The following is a 17885-nucleotide window of genomic DNA, read 5'->3' as shown; positions in this document are numbered from 1 at the left end:
CGGGCTTAAGAAACCCGGTTTCTTTCAATAAGCTGTTGCACATTTAAATTGTATATTCGGGACGCTACTCGGAGCAACGTCCCACAAGAGTGTTTAAGTGATTTTTGACATACAATTTAAATGTAGAACAGCTTATCTTGCTTAAATTACCAAAAAGAATTGCTTAAAAGCCTCTCGCTTGTAAGGAGAAATTAAAACCAGACGATTCATTACTCCAATTCTCTTCCTTTCTGGTAGAATTCGCTGTCAACTGTCAACTGTCAACTGTCAACTGAATGACGCAATTATGTTAAGAAACCGGGTTTCTGTGTAGTAATGATGCTGTTGGTGGGAAGCGCTAAATTGGGGAAAGTAGGCGGCTATCAATAAGAAGTTTAAAGTCTAATATCTGATATTTAAAGGTGCATTGTATTGAATACTGTTTTGGTGGCGATCGACAATTCTGAGTTTGCAGCACAGGTTTTGCAAGCTGTGGGGCAGTTTAAACTAGAACCGACGGCGAAGGTGATTTTAGTTCATGTTGTGAGTTCTGATACGTTGGATTTTGATGCGGTGGTCGATCGACCTCACGCTCAGGGAAATGAGATTGCTTACCGAGAAGTAGAGAAGTTGTTGCAATCTTATCAGGAAACTTTGCCTTGCGAGAGTGAGTTGGAGATTGTTGCCGGGGAACCGGCGGAGGAAATTTTACGTTTGGCGAATATTTATAAAGCGGATTTAATTGCGATCGGCTGTCGGGGTTTGACTGGTGTCAAGCGGATTTTGGAGGGTTCGGTGAGTGCTGAGGTTGTGGCTGAGGCTCCTTGTTCGGTGTTGGTTGTGCGGGCTAAGTAAGGGGAATTGACATGACCCCACGAAATTCACTTTGCTAATTTGTGATTTTTCGCCCTGGTTAACGACTTTTAAATCCCAACCCGAAATCTCGACGGACTTTCACCGTCTCTGGCTTAGCTTGAATATTCTGTTGTTGTTGAATTTGCTGCTCTGCTTTAGCGCTTTCCCAGAAAAATCTTTTGTCCTGAAAGATATAAACCGTGGGAATAGCAGCAACAAAGGTGATTAAGAGTCCGGTAATACCCACGACTAAATTCCAGTCAATTCTGTTTCCACTCATAATGTTAATTTTGTAACTTGATAAAATTTGCGTTTTTGGACTTTAAAATATCCCTTTCTTCCTTGGGGTCGCAGTTGGCTGCGGATATGGTTGTATCCTCATAAATTGGGGATAATTTTGGACTACAAAGATGACGGTGAGAGTCACAAATCCTAAAGCAACTAAACCTATTAATATTTTCGGTATTTTTGGTAAGTTGAGTGAAGGCCAACTGGGAGCAGGGGAAGCCACTGTCGGAGATACTGAAGATGCTGCTAGAGGTTTAATAGCTTGTAATGCTTGATCGGCTGATTGGTACCGCTGTTTCCATTGGTGTCGCACCATTTTATCTAAAATAGCTGCTAATTTTGGACTGACTGATACTCTTTCCCTCCAAATAACTTCTAGCGTCTGCGAGTCTTTTGGCAACTCGTGAGGCAATACCCCCGTCAGTGCTTGGATACCTACCATTCCTACTGCATAGATATCGCTGCACAATTTGGGATGCCCATTTTCTTGTTCGTTGGGCATATATCCGGGAGTGCCAATGGGAACTGTTCGCGGTTGCCCTGTAGCATGGTTCAATTGGCTGCTGATTTGTTTGACTGCCCCAAAGTCAATCAAGACAATCTTCCCATCCGCATCGCGCCTCATTAAATTGGAAGGCTTGATATCCCGGTGGACGATCTTGTGTTGATGGACAAATTTCAATACTTCTAAAATATCATACAAAAGTTGAATCACCTCACTTTCTTTGAGCTGAACTCCTTTTCCTTCCATTTGGTGAGCGGGGTTGAGTTCGTCGCTCAAATCGTGTCCCACAATCAACTCTTGGACGAGATAGAATTCTTGGTTTTCCTGGAAGTGAGCCAATAGCTGCGGAATGCGATCGTGCTTCCCTAAGTTCTCCAATACTAGAGACTCGCTTGCAAACAGGCGTTTGGCTATGTCCAAAACAGATGGTTCATTGGACTGGGGCATCAATCTCTTGACGACACAGGGCGGATAGTTAGGTCGATCTCGATCCTCGGCTAGGTATGTCTCGCCAAATCCACCTTGACCCAAGAAACGGATTATGTGATAACGTCGGTTAAGAGTTTGTCCTACAATCATTTTTATGTCATAATATTTTTTATAATTCTCACACACTCGGATACAATTCGGCTTAGTTCTTAAAACCGTCAAGAAAGCGTTTTTATTCAAATTTACCGCAAAGGCTATGACTACAAAAGCGCATCGCTTGATTCCGCAAACTCTGGCTGCCGTTTTGACTTTGTTTGGCGCGGCGGCTTGTTCGACGACGACAGCTTCTGCTCCCGCTCCGACTCCCCAGGCAGAAGCTAATGAGCCACCTACAGTCTTTAAGTGCATTCAGCAAGGGAGTGGCTGGGCAACTACTGTGGAAAAAGGAAATATAACTACTAAAGCCCCTCTAATTACCTGGGATACCACAGAATTTGGGGGAAACTATACGCCCGATAAACGCTGTGAAATAGTCTCAGAAAAACTGACAAAAGCTGTTGCTGATAGTGGTGGTAAATTAGATGATGTGCAATTAACAGTGGGTTTTGTAAATAATCAAAACGTTGTTTGTGTTCTTGATAAGTCAAGCACAGAATGTACTTCTAAAAATATGCTATTTACTCTCAGTGACCAGAATTCCAAAAACCCTCACGAAGCCTTGGAAAAAATTTTGAGATTTAATGAGGGCAAGGCTACTGGTGTCACCGTTTCTGAAAATGCTAATTCTTCTTCTATTTTATTGATAAACTTAGTAGGTAGCAACTTGGCAATAAAGTAGGGCAATCGAAGGAGAATTATAACTTGTACGGGTGAAGCATTTGGGCGAAAATTGAGGATAATAAATCATGACTTTGGTTCCAAGAAATTGCCCAGTGCTCCGCGAATACACACAAAATTTTGGGAAACCTACTATGTAGGGTGCGTCAGTTTTAAGCTTAGTACAAAAAATTATGGTTTAACCAACTGACGCAGCTTACTAATTGTCATACAGATAAAAAACAAAACTTGAAATAATTAGTCAGAGATAAATATGATTGTGTTGCGTAGATTATCTATTGTTATAGTTCTTGGTTTAGTAGTTAGTGGGTGTGAAAGTTTTCCGAGAATTTTGGGTTCTGGTTTGTCTTCTGGTGAAGAAGTAGCTAAAACAGCCAAAGAAATAGCTGTTACAATTGATGGGTGCAGTACAGCGGGTTCAGGAGTAATATTCAATAAACATGGCAATACTTATTCTGTTCTCACTGCTCATCATGTGGTTAAGAAGGCGAAGGGAACTTGTTTGATTTTGACACCGGATCGCATCTCATATAAAGTATTAGCATCGAATGCAACCGTACCTGTAGCTGGTATGGATTTGGCAGTGTTGACATTTGTGAGTGACAAAAATTATAAGTTGGCGAAGTGGGGAGACTCAGATAAAGCTATTGAAGGTACTAGCGTTTCTGTTACTGGGGCACCGGAAGTTAGTCAAGTAATTAAAGTACGCGAAGTGGTAACAATTCCTGGTGTAATTATCGGTTTAGTATCAAAACCTTTGGAGGTTCAAGGGTTTGGTTGGAGGTATAATAACGAGACAAGCCCTGGAATGAGTGGTGGACCAGTGCTGAATCAAAAAGGGGAAGTTATTGGCATTCATGCCAGCGGAGATAGGCAAAACGGAGTGGATCCAAAATGGAAATTTGGGATTCCGATTAAGATTTTTTTAGACCCTAAAAGTTTCAAAGCTAAAGGCAGTCAACTTAATGATGCTAATGACTTTTACAATCAAGGAGTTGCTCGTGCAAATCAAGAAGATTTCAAGGGTGCTCTCGCTGATTTTTATAAGGCGATATCACTAAAAATAGACTATGCTGATGCCTATTATAGTCGGGGTTGGGTATATAACAAATTAGACAAAAAACAGGAGGCTATTAATGATTATACTAAGGCGATTAATTTTAATCCAAAATTAGCTGTTGCCTACGTCGGCCGGGGTAATGCCAAGGATGATCTAGGGGGAAAAGAAGAGGCGCTCGCAGATTATACTAAGGCGATCGACCTTAATTCTAACTATGCTGATGCCTACTATAATCGGGGTGTAGTCAAGTATTCCCAAGGGAAAAAAGAAGAGGCGATCGCCGATTATTCTAAGGCGATCGACCTTAATCCGAACTATGATTCTGCCTACGTTGGTCGGGGTTTAGCCAACTATGACCAAGGGAAAAAAGAAGAGGCGATCGCCGATTATTCTAAGGCGATCGACCTTAATCCCCAAAATGCTCTTGCCTACTTCAGGCGGGGTAGTGCCAACTATGACCGAGGGAAAAAAGAAGAGGTAATCGCGGATTATACTAAGGTGATCGACCTTAACCCCAAAAATGATGCTGCCTACCTATATCGAGGTAGTGCGAACTATGACCTAGGGAAAAAACAAGAGGCGATCGCGGATTACTCTAAGGCGATCGACCTTAATCCAAAAAATGCTGATGCCTACTACAATCGGGGTTTGGCCAAGTATGACCTAGGGAAAAAAGATGATGCGATCGCCGATTTTTCTAAGGCGATCGACCTTAATCCCAACAATGTTAATGCTTACTACAAGCGGGGTTATACCAATGATGACTTAGGGAAAAAAGAAGAAGCAATCAAAGATTTTTCTAAGGCGATCGACCTTAGTCCATACTATGCTGCTGCCTACGCCTATCGGGGTTATGCCAAATCGGATATTGGAAAAAAAGATGAGGCAATCGCGGATTATACTAAGGCGATCGACCTTTATCCCAACTATGCTTTTGCCTACGCTAGTCGGGGTTCAGTCAAGTATCGTCAAGGGAAAAATGAAGAGGCGATCGCAGATTATGACCAGGCTATTAAAATTAGTTCCAACTATGCTGCTGCCTACTACGGTCTGGGTAGTGCCAAGTCTGCCCTAGGGGAAACACAGAATGCGATCGCAGATTATCAAAAAGCCGCTGACTTGTACAAGCAACAAGGAAAAACCAGTGATTACCAAGATGCTATCAACAGGATTCAAAAATTATCAGCACAGTAGCGACAACCTGAGATAGGACTTACGCAAAAACACCCAATTTCTCAGAAAAAACCTAAATTTAGCAGCGAAAAACCTAAGAAGAAATCCGATTTATCATCTTGATGACTCACCTGCTGAAAAGTCCCAATCGGAATCGCCCAACTCAAAGCCTCCATCTGCCGAAAAACAGCCTGAGAAGGCACACTCCCATCCGCCAACTTAAACACATCAATTCCCCCCAAAGGATATTTCGATTTGCCATTAATCCCCACCAACTTGCCAGAACCATCCAATACAGGCCCGCCACTCATCCCCTCAGCAATATCATTAGTGTAACCAACTTGGTATCCACTCTCAAGGGATTGAGCGGGCAACATTCCCACTTTCCCACTCGTTAACTTAAAAGCTTTTAGCCCCCAATTCCGAGTCTTCTCTATAGACTCTGAATTAATCCAATGCCAATTGGGAAAACCAGCCGCAAAAACCGCATCTCCCACCGATAGCTTATTTGAGTTTCCGATTTCCGCAACTCGATAGGATTGAGAAGTGGTAAACTGCACTAAAGCTAAATCTACTTTACCAAACTGAGATGAACGAAGCCATTTAGCAATATGCGTCCGTCCGTCGGCTGTCAATACTTGATAAGTTTTGTCCTTATTATCAGCTACCACATGATTGTTAGTCAAAACAGTATAAGTTTGGCCTTGATGTTGAATAATTACGCCCGAACCGGAGACAGAATCAGATAAAATTCTGACAGTGACAAGATTTGCAATTTCGGAAACTTGCTGATTAACTGGTTCGGAGATAGCAGGAGGTGTGGTTGAAAAATGTTCCGGCGTTGGTCGATAGAAAGTATTTAATGTGGCAGTTAATAGTAGTAACATTGGTATAAATTCCCACCAATTTACAGGTTTTGCTGGTTCGTATTTCATGTTTCCAGTCAGTGTCAATAACCGCGTTAAATCCGCAGTCCGGCAAGGGTTGAAACCCCTGCCTCAAAGCAAAAGTCCTCTAAAGAGGACTGAAGAACTCATGAGTCCTCTTTAGAGGACTAGACAGGGGTTTTTAACCCCTGGCGGACTTCGAGTTTAATGCACTTGTTTCCCCTACTTCCCCTTCCCCTTCCCTGTCAAAAACTCCCGCAGCCGCAACAAACTAGCGGTTTGTCCCAAATTCAGCGGTAGCAGCGACACTCCCTCCAACCGAGACTGCACCCAACCGTCGCCCCAATACCACTCGTGAAACCCGTCAATTCCCTGACTCAACAACAGCCGCAGACAATTTGACTCTGCAATTTCCACATAGTGCTGCACCGCTACCGGGCCAATCCAACTTGTGAATGTCAATTCCCGATCGAGCAATTCGGGCAAACCCTTAGAAAACTGCTGAGGCCACAGCCACTGCTGCAACTGCACAGGACGTACCAAACTGTCCCGAATCGCAGTCTCCGAAGCTTCAACCTCAATCCGCAATTGGCTTTGTTGAAAATTACCTAGCATAGCAATTTGAAATTTTATATAGGAGCTTAACGTAACTTAAATGTAACGTAATTGCATGGAGTTCGATCGGCCCCACGTACAGTTTTCAGTCGAGATATCGGGGCTAGGACACGGCAGTGTTTAAGGTCAAACGTAATGCCAGTCTTCTGTCTGGCGCTCAAGACCCTGATCCCCCCTAGCCCCCCTTGAAAAAGGGGGGGACAAGATTCTTCTCAAAGTCCCCCTTCTTAAGGGGGATTTAGGGGGATCGGGCCTCGGCGATAAACGAGATATACAAAAAGTTTTAACTTTGCGAAGTTGACACTAATAAACAATGTTGTGTCCCTACAGTATTTAATTCGATCGCACATTAGCGTCCATCCGCATTCATCTACCATGAAAAATTTAAGATTTTCCATAGAAACCAGCATCAAAAACCCCATTTTTGTATCCAATTGTTAAGCTCTGTTGCATTTCATTTAAATCTCCGATTCTCACCCCACAGCACAGAAACTCCGTGATACCATCACATCTGACTGGGTAAAGACTTATAGAAAAAATTGGGAGAAAAGCTTTGACACTACGGGTTGCAGTTGTTGGATCTGGGCCAGCGGGTTCTTGCGCCGCCGAAACATTGGTAAAAGCAGGAATCGAAACTTATTTATTTGAACGCAAATTAGACAACGCTAAACCCTGCGGTGGGGCAATTCCTCTGTGCATGGTTGAAGAATTTGACTTGCCACAAAGTATTATCGATCGCCAAGTCAGAAAAATGAAAATGATTTCCCCCTCCAACGTAGAGGTGGATATCAATATCGAAAACGAACACGAATACATCGGTATGTGCCGCCGCGAAGTCCTTGATGGCTTTTTGCGCGATCGGGCTGCTTCCTTAGGTGCCAAACTGATTAACGGTACTGTTCACACCTTAGAAATTCCAGGCAACAACACCGACCCTTACATTCTCCACTACGCCGACCACTCCAACGGCACCGCTGTGGGAACTCAGAAAACTCTGAAAGTGGATTTGGTAATCGGCGCTGATGGCGCTAACTCCCGCGTAGCAAAGGCGATTGATGCTGGTGACTACAATTATGCGATCGCCTTCCAAGAGCGCATCCGCCTGCCAGAAGATAAAATGGCTTACTACGAAGGTCTAGCCGAAATGTACGTCGGCGATGACGTTTCCACCGACTTCTACGCCTGGGTGTTCCCCAAATACGACCACGTAGCCGTCGGTACCGGCACGATGAAAGTCAATCAAGCCGATATCAAAAAGCTGCAAGCAGGAGTCCGCGCCCGCGCTGCCAAAAAACTCCTCGGCGGTGAAATCATTAAAGTGGAAGCTCACCCCATCCCAGAACATCCGCGTCCCCGCCGGGTTGTTGGCCGAGTTGCTCTTGTAGGTGACGCTGCCGGTTATGTTACCAAGTCTTCGGGCGAAGGTATCTATTTTGCGGCTAAGTCTGGCCGGATGTGCGCTGAAACTATTGTGGAAATTTCCAATAAGGGCGCGCGGATTCCGACTGAACAAGAAATTAAGCTGTATCTGAAGCGGTGGGATAAGGCTTACGGTATTACCTACAAGGTGCTTGACATTTTGCAGCGCGTGTTCTACCGTTCCGATGCTACTCGCGAAGCTTTTGTGGAAATGTGTGCCGATCGCGATGTGCAGAAGCTCACATTCGATAGCTACTTGTATAAGACTGTAGTACCGGCTAATCCCTTGATTCAGATGAAGATTACTGCGAAAACTATTGGTAGCTTGTTGCGCGGTAGTGCTTTAGCTCCTTAATTTTTAACGCACTTGGTATAAAAAAGCGGGCAGTTGTGACTGCTCGCTTTTTTTAGAGCTAAGATTAACGAACCGCGAAGGCGCAAAGGGCGCGAAGGAAGAGAAAGAAGAAGAATTGTTAATTCAAGTTCAATTGCACTAAGGTGTCGGGGGCGAGGAAGTGGGAAATGTGGTAAGCTCGCTCTTCTGTTTTTAGCAGGATTTTTTCGTAGAGGTAGCGCGTAGCTCGATCGCCCAAACTGTCTGCTTGTGATGCTTGGCGCCGCAACAAACCGATAATAGCTTGTTCTGCGACTAAATCGTGTTCCAGCATTTGGCGGCACGAATACACGCCGTCGGCTTCCGGCTCGAAACAGCACAGCTCGGCTAACTTGCTAAAGCTGGCTGCTGGTATGCCTCCCAATCCGTTCAAGCGTTCGCCGAATTCGTGGACGCTATCTTGAGCTTCTCCATAGCTTTCTTCAAAGAATTTGTGCAAGGAGTAAAATTCTGCCCCTTCCACGACAAAATGATGTTTTTGATATTGCAGGTATAGAGCCTGAAAACTCGCCAGCAGCGCGTTCATCCCTTCACAAATCGGTGCACTGACGGAATGTTCTAACAAAATTGGGTTTTCAGCTATGTGACCAAATGGTCTCAATGCACTCTGAATCTGGGCCATTAGTGTTTTCCTCTCAATAGGCTGTTTTGTTGCCAATAGAGTCAGTCTAGCACCCTAAATTTAGCAGTCAAGCAGGGTCTGGCTTCATAGTGATAGAGTTTCGAGAGTAGGAAAATTTTTTTGCAAACCTATTGAGAATTATTAGCAGTTGCGTTATGCTGGAAAAAGATGCTCGTTCTGAATGCTGCCTGAAAGTGGGGCGAATCTTCCGAAGGCAGAAAGCAGCAGGCAAAAGGCTGAATTTTTCAGAAAGGGCTTTTGACAATCCTTGATTCTCTTCTGAAATCTGGCTTTTAACTTCTGCCGGCTATCAGTCCGGGTAAAAATTAATGCAAATTATTATTGTTGTCATAAGATGAATCCAGCCGATCGAGAATTAGAAGTTTGTGAGATTGTGCAAGTTAGTTGGCTAGACAGGTGGCAAGTTTACAAACGCTTGCAAGAACTCGAAATTCCCTGCTGGTGTGCGGTTGACCAACCTTTGCGGGTAAAAGTCAACACTGTCAGACAAGCTGCTCAGGTAATGAGCGTGTTGAGGCAAGTTAGTGCCCCTCGGCGCGAACTGGTGCAGTTGCTGGAGTGCTGCTGGCAAATTGGGTAAAGCCCGAAGGATAAAGCCCGAAGGAAGAAGGAAGTTCGGCAACGGATGCAAGTAACGGATGTAACTGATGTAACGGATGTAACGGAGTTATGACAATGTATAAGTCTGGCAAGCAAGTTTCTGAATTCAGCCTAGAGGGAGAAATCCTCAGCCTGATTATTGAAGATGGTTATAAACTTAAATATTTGCGTATTAGCAGCGATCGCAAAGTAGAGTACCTTGTTAAACTTTCTAAGGAATTACGGTCATTTTTAGCGCCTGTTTTGACTCCTGGGTTGAGAGTTCTAGTTGCAGGTGAGAAAGAACTAAATTTGAAAAACGGTAAAATAAAACTGAAAGCTAGCAGCCTCACTCTGGCTCCGGGCCACAACGATCGATCGCCCGAACACCTCGACTCTACCAGCGTACCTGCTGGGGTACTGACATCCGATGGCGCGATCGGCAAAACCGAATTCAGCTCTCCTAGCGCAGCTAAAACTGTCAAAGCTGCGGCAAAAACTCAAACCAAAATATTAGTATGTCAAAAATCTGACTGCCAAAAGCGGGGCGGCGCAGCAGTCTGTAAAGCTTTAGAAAATGCTTTGAAGGCGCGGGGTTTAGAAGAGCAAGTGACTGTTCAGGGAACCGGATGTCTCAAACAGTGCAAAGCAGCGCCAAATATAGTGGTGATGCCGGACAAAACTCGCTACAGTCGCATCAAACCGGCAGAAGTTGCAGCAATTGTTGACAAACATTTTGCAGTTGTTAAAGTTTAGCCGATCGCAGGAAATCTCGGAATGCCCGAATGTCCGAGTCCCCAATCGGAGAATTTTGCTTGTGACCAATGCCCTGCTTGCCCAATGCCCTGCTTGGCCAAGAACCAATAACCAATAACCAAGAACCAATAACCAATAACCAGGGACTTCCTTTTGGAGAATCTATAAGGATAGACTGTATTTGAGACCCTGTGACTATTGGGATAGAAAGCCATGTCAGAAGCTGATCTTCGAGCCAGTCAGCACCAACTCCACCCTGCTGTTCGATCCGAGAACGAACGATTGCAGTCAAATTTTGCTGCTGCTGGGGGTTTTGAGCCGATCGCCCCCCGTCCGACAGATACTCCCGCAACGGTGCCCCAACAGCCAGAAGAAGACTGGCAAACACTAGATTTTCCCAACGCGATCAGCGTAGATGCAATTCCCACAACACCCTCCCCGAACAATTTGCCATCTCAGACACAGCCGCCAGAGGTGGGATCGCCCGTGATTTCAGACAATCTCAAAAATCTGCTTGGGAATGCCGAACAGGCTAAGAACAAAGGATCGACACCAGTTACCCTCATGCAAGCGCTGCACGAATGCAACCGCGACCTTTTGCAGCGAATCGCTCAGCTAGAAACAGCCCTCGAAGAGTCCCACAACAAATTGGAGAATCGCGAAACGTTACTAGAACAGCGGACTGCTGAACTAGAAAGCATTCAAGAACAATTGACGCGACTGTTTGGGAAAGTGGAAGTTTCCCATCAAACTCTGCAAGGTCAAGAAATTTTAGTGGAAAGTTTAAGCAGTCAGTTGGCAACCAGCCAAACCAGGTTAGCGATTGTGGAGCGAGAATGTGCGTCTACTGTGCAGCGCTACAACGAACAGTTTCACCAGCTAGTAGCTACCGAAAATGTTTGCAGGGAATTGCGATCGCGCTTGCACCGCCAGCAGCGCCACACTCTGCAATTTAAAGCTGCTTTGGAAAAAAGTCTGGAAAGGCCACAGAAATCTCCAATTATTGAGCCACCTCATGATGCGGAGGATAGCGCCCACAAGCAATTAGAATCCTTGCTAGCGGCGGTAAGAAGCTCTCAGAGTCCGCTACCGCCAGCCTTCAACGCTTCCCCTGTCCAAGCTTGGTCAGATCCCGAAGAGTATGTAGAGGCAGCGTTTGCTGAATATGCGATCGATCCTGAATCGATCGCCAATACGGAACTTAACAAATTAGCCCAAGCATCCGGCATTCTATTACAGAAGACCGAAACCTACCAGCCGTTTGAGCCAGAAACAAACTCGCCCCTTGGGGTTGCGGAACCTCAACTACCGGCGGCTGAGCCTGAACCAGAACCAGAAACTGCTGCGCCTACCTTAGGCAGCCAAGAATTGGCCAAGGCGGTTAAAATTTTGAATTCAGTTGAAACTTTTGGGCTTCAGGAAGTGCGATCGAGTGCGGTGAAACCTACAGCACCCGGACAACCCGAGTGGCTGACTTTGATTTCCAATCCGTTGCGCTCTTCTAAAAAACGTCGATCGCTAGCTGAAATTGAATTGCCGAGTTTTCGATAGCAAACGCAAGTTGGTAATTGGTACGTTGTTGGGCTTTAGCCCTCTTTCCGATATCCCAAAAGAGCGCTGAAGCGCAACTACGTACCTAAATTGTCTGACGACAATAAAACTGCATTCGGCTGAAATTGAATTGCCAAGTTTTCGATAGCAAATGCAAGTTGGTAATTGGTACGTTGTTGGGCTTTAGCCCTCTTCCCTAATATTTATAAAGAGCGCTGAAGCCCAACTACATACCTAAGTCTGACGACAATTATCAACTGAAAACTCTTTTTTTCCCTTTCCCATACCGTAGGTGAGAGCATAGCTGGTAGCCAACAGCCACAACCAAACACCCGGATACCTGGGTTCCAACCAAGGCTGTACCTTGCGGGCGAAACTGGGCAGCCATCCGAACAACCAACTAGCTAAAGCCAACAGAGTAAAAGTCAAGTAACTCCCCAACCAGCGCCAAACATCGCGCAAGGTGACAAAATCTAAAATCCACAGCAGGAGAGAAGGATTTTTTCCGGCTGCTTCAATCGCCAATCGATTGAAAGTTAGCCAATCGACTCTATCTTTGATAAAAGTTTCGGCTACGGTGAGTTCTTGTCCTGCCAAAATACCGAAGAAGGTATTGAGAATTGAATTAATTCTCTGGGGTGGCAAACTGCGGCCGGTGGGAACCATCATCCCTTTAGAAAACAGCCAAGTTACTGACACGTTGCTCTGGTAAGCGCGGATTTGGTTTAAGTGATTGGCACTTAATAAATCGTGTTTTAATGCTGTATCCAACAAGTCAGTTAAGCGGAAAAGATTGCGGACGAGGGATCCGAAACCGGTGAATACTAAGGGAGATTGCAAAGATGCTGCATCGCCGATCGCAATTAGGCGATCGACTGCCACGGCGCGATCGCTGCTGTTGCTGCTAAAATGCCCCGGAATATAACCAAAAGTCGGCTTTTTCCACACCAATTTGTCGATATCGCAGCGGCGGTACTCCGGCAAAATAGTGAAAAAGTCCTCGTACAGTTCTAGCAAAGAACCGGGATTTTCGGGATGTACTTGGTGGTAGTGAAAAAGATAAACGGTGAGTTCTCCACCAGCAGCGGGAAACAGTTCCCAAATGAGCTGGCGTCCCCGGGAGATGTCGCCGTGACTGTAGAGAACATCCCCGTAGTCGGAATCCCAAACTCCAGGCTCAAATCCTCCGTCAATGACAGCTCCGACGGTGGGGCAAACGCTGTCAAATGCCCGCCCTCCGTTCAATTGCCAAGCGATGGGAGAAGCTGAACCCATGGCATCGACGAGCAGTCTGGCGGAGGTTGTGCGATCGGCTTTTGTCGGCAAGTGGGTGGCCTGAACCACTACTTTTTTCGCTTCAACATCGGCTCTAACAAACTCAGTTTCGTCCCAAATTTCCCCACCAGCTTCTGTTAGCTTAACTCCCGCCAAATACAGCAATTTCTCGCCATCTAAAGCTATATTTAGCACCTTCGGCGTGTGCAGGACTGGGGCTTGAGCAACGGGCGGATTGTTAGCATCAAAAAACTTGTTATAGCCATCTTTGTATTCTCGCGCAATCAAAGTTTCGATTTCCGCAGCCGTAAACAAACCCAAATCAATTAAGCTTTGAATTTCATCCCGCGAAATATTCCACTCGCGATTCATCCGCCCGAAAGGCATTCTTTCCAGCAGCAGCACTCGGTAGCCCAATCTCGCCATGACTGCGGCGTGAATTACCCCCAAAGCCCCGCCAATATAAATCAAGTCGTAAACAGTATCCCTAGAATCGGACACCGCAACTGTACTTTTTACATTCTTCTTAACATCCGTTACATCCGCTACATCTTGTACAGTGCTCGTTGCCGAACCTTCTTCTTTCAAAAACACTACTTGCTTTGGCGCTTGAGGATTGCGAGTACCTTCACGCCAGCGCTGCTCCCACCAGTAGACGCGCTGTAGGTCGTAGTCGCCTTTGGGCATTTTTTGGAAGTATTTGACGGTGAGGGGGTAATAGGGGGCAAGAGCTTCAAAAATTGACTGTTTGGAGAGGTCTATGACAGGGGGTTGGGGGTATCGCTCTGGAAACTTGTTTCTTACAGCCAGATTCAGAGCTTCTAGGAACTTTCTTTCTCCAGCGGGCGCGTCTTCTAGACGAAAGACTTTTAGATAGGTTGTACGCTGGACTGACCAGACAAAGGTCGAAAGTTCTGTCGATCGCGAATTGCGGTTTTCGGAATTGCTACCAGTGAATGTCGGTTTTAGATTAGCATTTTGAGCTCCAGATTTGACCAATTCGGCTGTTGTGACGTTGGAAAGCAGGCGAAAACCGTCAGGAGTAATAATTTTTTCTCCGATTCCGGGATCGAATTCCTGTTGCAACCAAGTGCAGACGGCTGCTGTATCCGGTGTGGGGACTTCTAAATAAAGAATTTCTTGCATTTTAATGTCTCAATTCTCAATAAATTCATAAAGATGGGGGAGTTGACAAGGGAGCAAAGTAGGCTATACTCCCAAATACTTATTTAGTTTTAAATAAGTTTACATTGTTCTCAGATTTTTAGCTAATTGCCTGGAAACCCCGCAGTGGCTGAATATCTATTCCCTTGGGTATGCAATATCATGAATTATCCCATTCCTACGAATCCTCAAGAAATGATTGCTTTGCGACAGCAGCCGCTGAATGAAGAATTGGTGGCATCTGCGATCGTGGGTGTGGTTCAGATTGCCCGATCGCGATCGCAGTCTTTGGATGAGTTAAAGGCTGAGGTACTGGCGGACGACAATCTGCTCGATTTGACTCAAAGGCGTTGGCTGAGTGAGATTGTGGCTCAAGCTTGGGAAAATTTACCTTAGAGTAAACTGCTAAAATACTCATAGCCTTGTTCAGAAAGATGAGGTACTGATGGGCATAGGCCTCCGTGGGCATAGGGCATACCTCGCTTTTTCGAGAAAGGCTATACCTAATTATAAGTAAACTTAAAATGGTACAAACAAGATTAAAATCCTTAACTATAGAAGAGTTTCTCCAACTCCCAGAAACTAAACCTGCCAGCGAATACATTGACAATCAAATTATTCAGAAGCCAATGCCACAGGGAAAACACAGTGCAACTCAATGTGAACTAATTATTTTTATTAACGCTATATTGAAACCCAAAAAAGTTGCACGGGCATTTCCAGAACTCCGGTGTACCTTTGGTGGCAGGTCAACAGTGCCTGATGTTTCAGTATTTGTCTGGAACAGAATTCCTGCCGATGATAACGGCGAAATTGCTAATGCTTTTCCCCTAGCTCCTGATTGGACAATTGAGATTTTGTCGCCAGACCAAAGTCAGACTAAAGTTACTAAAAATATTCTGCATTGCTTAAATCATGAAACTCAAATGGGCTGGATGATCGATCCTGACGAACAATGTGTTTTTGTTTATCTTCCCCAGCAACAGACAGCAGTATTTGATCGACCAGAAATGCTGCTACCTGTGCCGTCCTTCGCTAGCGAACTGCGGTTGAGTGTCGGAGAACTGTTTGGCTGGCTGCTGAAATAATCTTCGGTAGGAAGAAGGAAGTTCGGCAACAAGCAATGTACGGGATGTAACGGATGTAAAGGAAGCACAAGAGAGTAATTTTGGCACGGAGACACGGATTAAATATTGCCAAGGTCAACCCACAACAGTCAACTGACTAACGCAATTCAACTTCTCGCTTAACTTCTTCCAGAACCCGATCGCCCCGCGTCAACCGATATTCGGCGCGCCACACTCCGGGAATGAGGGGAGAATTTGTGCTGTTTTTTTTGCCGACATAACCCAACCAAGTGCGGTTGGGGGCTGGAATTTCCTTGCTGGTATTGACGATAGTTTTGCCATCGGGTGCAAAGATTTTGTATTGTTCGCGATCGCCCTTAAGGACTCCGTAACTCTGCACCCAAAACAATAAAACCGGGCTGTTTACAGGTAATTTAGTCTCAGAAAATTGTCCCGCCCAGACAGTGTTCTCATCCGGCGGCTTGGGGGCAAAACCGGCGCGAATTAAACCGGTGGGAACATAGTCGATCGGCTTGTCCCAAATTGGATTGCGGGCAGTGTTGCAACCTAATTTGGCATCGGGGCCGACAAACGGATCTACTGGCTTGCCTTGGTACCGAAAAGTGACGTGTACGTGGGGGAAAGATGCCATACCTGAGTTTCCTACCATCCCCAAAACAGTACCTTTTTGTACTTGCATTCCCGGTTTTACAACCACGCTGTTTTGGCGGAGGTGACAATATTGGGCTTCCCAGCCTGCGCCGTGATCGATTACCATCCCGTTGCCACATTCTGTACCTGCGACGTTGGTTTTGTCTGTCTGGTTTTGCAAACGCCGATCGACTACGCCATCTCGCACTCGCAAAACTTTGCCCGCAGCGGAGGCGACAACGGGGACTCCTTTAGCCATTGCTTTGGCGTCGGGAATGGCAAAATCTATGCCGTCGTGCCCGTCGTAGGTTTGTCGCCCGCAGCCGAATTCAACGGCGGCAGGGCTTGGATCGCGATCGAAATAGTGCATCACAAAACAGTCTTTTCCTAGGGTACAGGCGATCGGCTGACCGAATTTGGGGTTGTTGGGCTGTTGGGCGACTGCTGAGGAGACGAGGCGTTGGGCGATCGTGTTGGCTTGGGCGATCGGCGCATTAACTCCGGTGTTATTACCACAACTAGAAATACTTGTCAACCCCACGGTCAACAAAATTGTAGAAATCTGTTTTTTTGATAGTAAAATCATTCGCCAGTGGGATGTAAAGCTGAGGTGGGTAGTGAAAAATCAATTAATCATTCAAAATATACTTGCTCAGGAATCTAGACGATCGATCGGGCATTTTCGTTTCCTAGATTTGTTGTATTATTGTCTGTTTTTGATAATTAATTGTTAATTACTTAAAAAATGCTCTCTAAAATTCGATCGCTAATTTCGATAATTCGGCTTGGTGGGCTGGCTGTTGCTGGTTTGGCGATGTGGGCATTTGCCACCATTGCCCATGAGGTTTTGGACTCGGAAACAGACGCTTTCGATAAATCAATTTTACTATATCTCAGGAGCCTGCACGATCCGGTGCGCGATCGCATCATGCTCGCCTTGACATCTTTGGGGGAACCAAATTTGCTGCTGATGCTGAGCGTGAGTTTGGGTATCATATTGTGGGTACGCAAACATCGATCGGAAGCCATAACTATCGCAATTACCGGCGCTGGGGCTGTTGGTTTAAATATGCTTTTAAAACAACTCTTTGCGCGCGATCGACCTCAACTTTGGGAGCGTGCAGTTGAGGTAAAGTTTTACAGTTTTCCTAGCGGACACGCAATGATTTCAATGGTTGTTTATGGTTTGCTAGGATATTTTTTGGCTGCGCGCTTTCCCAGACAGCGCTGGTTGATTTACGGCTTGACAGTTGTATTAATTGCTGGCATTGGTTTGAGCCGGCTTTATCTCGGAGTTCACTGGCCTACGGATGTTATTGCTGGTTATATTGCGGGTTTTGTGTGGCTGCTTGCTTGCATTCTTAGTTTAAAAGTATGGAAGCAGTTTCATGATTCTCGTCCTGTTCCTGAAGAGAAGTTTTTGTCACCTGACTATCAAAATATGGCTGAAAAATAACCATAATCAAGGTTCGTAGTGAGGACTTTAGTCCGCATTTAAGAAGGACTAAAGTCCTCACTACGAACCAGGAAGAACAAGGTTCGTAGTGAGGACTTTAGTCCGCATTTAAGAAGGACTAAAGTCCTCACTACGAACCAGGAAGAGCAAGGTTCGTAGTGAGGACTTCAGTCCCCATTTAAGAAGGACTAAAGTCCTCACTACGAACCAGGAAGAGCAAGGTTCGTAGTGAGGACTTCAGTCCCCATTTAAGAAGGACTAAAGTCCTCACTACGAACCAGGAAGAGCAAGGTTCGTAGTGA

General features: G+C 45.5%; 17 protein-coding genes. 10 read left to right on the top strand and 7 right to left on the bottom strand.

The features are described 5' to 3' along the window. Nucleotides 1–405 precede the first annotated feature (405 nt). Entirely contained in the window at nt 406–834 is a 429-nt protein-coding gene (locus QZ938_RS21090; RefSeq protein WP_293353138.1) for a universal stress protein, read from the top strand. Between the two features lie 58 nt (nt 835–892). On the opposite strand, the gene QZ938_RS21085 is transcribed toward QZ938_RS21090, so the two are convergent. Together QZ938_RS21085 and QZ938_RS21080 are read right to left on the bottom strand one after the other, a co-directional pair. Continuing rightward, entirely contained in the window at nt 893–1114 is a 222-nt protein-coding gene (locus tag QZ938_RS21085) for a hypothetical protein (protein ID WP_293178549.1), read from the bottom strand. A 42-nt stretch (nt 1115–1156) separates the two neighbouring features. After that, complete coding sequence (locus QZ938_RS21080) at nt 1157–2206, bottom strand: serine/threonine-protein kinase (protein WP_293353082.1); 1050 nt, start codon at nt 2204–2206, stop codon at nt 1157–1159. Between the two features lie 106 nt (nt 2207–2312). Here QZ938_RS21080 and QZ938_RS21075 point away from each other — a divergent pair, with 106 nt between their 5' ends. Both QZ938_RS21075 and QZ938_RS21070 read left to right on the top strand, forming a co-directional pair. After that, nucleotides 2313–2894: a COP23 domain-containing protein gene (locus QZ938_RS21075; RefSeq protein WP_293353084.1), complete on the top strand. Its 582-nt coding sequence runs from the start codon at nt 2313–2315 to the stop codon at nt 2892–2894. A 252-nt stretch (nt 2895–3146) separates the two neighbouring features. Further along, nucleotides 3147–5147: a tetratricopeptide repeat protein gene (locus QZ938_RS21070; protein ID WP_293353086.1), complete on the top strand. Its 2001-nt coding sequence runs from the start codon at nt 3147–3149 to the stop codon at nt 5145–5147. A gap of 41 nt (nt 5148–5188) precedes the next feature. Here the strand turns inward: QZ938_RS21070 and QZ938_RS21065 are convergent, their stop codons facing one another. Together QZ938_RS21065 and QZ938_RS21060 are read right to left on the bottom strand one after the other, a co-directional pair. Then, complete coding sequence (locus tag QZ938_RS21065) at nt 5189–6061, bottom strand: serine protease (RefSeq protein WP_293353088.1); 873 nt, start codon at nt 6059–6061, stop codon at nt 5189–5191. 174 nt (nt 6062–6235) lie between these two features. Next, nucleotides 6236–6628: a hypothetical protein gene (locus tag QZ938_RS21060; protein WP_293153403.1), complete on the bottom strand. Its 393-nt coding sequence runs from the start codon at nt 6626–6628 to the stop codon at nt 6236–6238. A 553-nt stretch (nt 6629–7181) separates the two neighbouring features. Between QZ938_RS21060 and chlP the strand changes: the two genes are divergently transcribed. Then, nucleotides 7182–8402 carry a geranylgeranyl reductase gene (gene chlP, locus QZ938_RS21055; protein ID WP_293153397.1) on the top strand — a complete coding sequence of 407 codons (1221 nt, stop codon included), beginning with the start codon at nt 7182–7184 and terminating at the stop codon, nt 8400–8402. 118 nt (nt 8403–8520) lie between these two features. Here the strand turns inward: chlP and QZ938_RS21050 are convergent, their stop codons facing one another. Next, nucleotides 8521–9063, bottom strand: coding sequence for a Dps family protein (locus QZ938_RS21050; RefSeq protein ID WP_293353090.1), 543 nt, complete (start codon nt 9061–9063; stop codon nt 8521–8523). 355 nt (nt 9064–9418) lie between these two features. Here QZ938_RS21050 and QZ938_RS21045 point away from each other — a divergent pair, with 355 nt between their 5' ends. The 3 genes from QZ938_RS21045 to QZ938_RS21035 all read left to right on the top strand — a co-directional run bounded on the left by QZ938_RS21045 (nt 9419) and on the right by QZ938_RS21035 (nt 11970). Then, nucleotides 9419–9664 carry an Asr1405/Asl0597 family protein gene (locus QZ938_RS21045; protein WP_293353092.1) on the top strand — a complete coding sequence of 82 codons (246 nt, stop codon included), beginning with the start codon at nt 9419–9421 and terminating at the stop codon, nt 9662–9664. 89 nt (nt 9665–9753) lie between these two features. Then, nucleotides 9754–10419 carry a (2Fe-2S) ferredoxin domain-containing protein gene (locus QZ938_RS21040; RefSeq protein ID WP_293353094.1) on the top strand — a complete coding sequence of 222 codons (666 nt, stop codon included), beginning with the start codon at nt 9754–9756 and terminating at the stop codon, nt 10417–10419. A gap of 213 nt (nt 10420–10632) precedes the next feature. Continuing rightward, nucleotides 10633–11970, top strand: a complete 1338-nt coding sequence (locus QZ938_RS21035) for a hypothetical protein (protein WP_293353096.1) — start codon at nt 10633–10635, stop codon at nt 11968–11970. Between the two features lie 234 nt (nt 11971–12204). Here the strand turns inward: QZ938_RS21035 and QZ938_RS21030 are convergent, their stop codons facing one another. Then, nucleotides 12205–14391: a flavin-dependent dehydrogenase gene (locus QZ938_RS21030; RefSeq protein WP_293153384.1), complete on the bottom strand. Its 2187-nt coding sequence runs from the start codon at nt 14389–14391 to the stop codon at nt 12205–12207. Nucleotides 14392–14571: 180 nt separating this feature from the next. Between QZ938_RS21030 and QZ938_RS21025 the strand changes: the two genes are divergently transcribed. Beyond that, a complete protein-coding gene (locus QZ938_RS21025) occupies nt 14572–14805 on the top strand; it encodes a hypothetical protein (RefSeq protein ID WP_293153381.1) in 234 nt (77 codons plus the stop codon). A 128-nt stretch (nt 14806–14933) separates the two neighbouring features. Then, the gene (locus tag QZ938_RS21020) at nt 14934–15497 is read left to right on the top strand and encodes a Uma2 family endonuclease (RefSeq protein WP_293153376.1); all 564 of its coding nucleotides are present in this window, start codon (nt 14934–14936) and stop codon (nt 15495–15497) included. A 136-nt stretch (nt 15498–15633) separates the two neighbouring features. Here the strand turns inward: QZ938_RS21020 and QZ938_RS21015 are convergent, their stop codons facing one another. Beyond that, nucleotides 15634–16713, bottom strand: a complete 1080-nt coding sequence (locus QZ938_RS21015; RefSeq protein WP_293353098.1) for a M23 family metallopeptidase — start codon at nt 16711–16713, stop codon at nt 15634–15636. 159 nt (nt 16714–16872) lie between these two features. On the opposite strand from QZ938_RS21015, the gene QZ938_RS21010 reads away from it, so the two are divergent. Beyond that, nucleotides 16873–17583 (top strand): phosphatase PAP2 family protein, encoded by a 711-nt coding sequence (locus QZ938_RS21010; RefSeq protein WP_293353100.1) that lies wholly within the window; start codon nt 16873–16875, stop codon nt 17581–17583. The last annotated feature ends 302 nt before the right edge of the window (nt 17584–17885 follow it).

The sequence above is a fragment of the Microcoleus sp. CAWBG27 genome, from assembly GCF_020883145.1.
Classification (GTDB): domain Bacteria; phylum Cyanobacteriota; class Cyanobacteriia; order Cyanobacteriales; family Microcoleaceae; genus Microcoleus.
The sequence above is the reverse complement of the archived record's forward strand: the minus strand, read 5'-3'. Positions and strand labels throughout refer to the sequence as shown.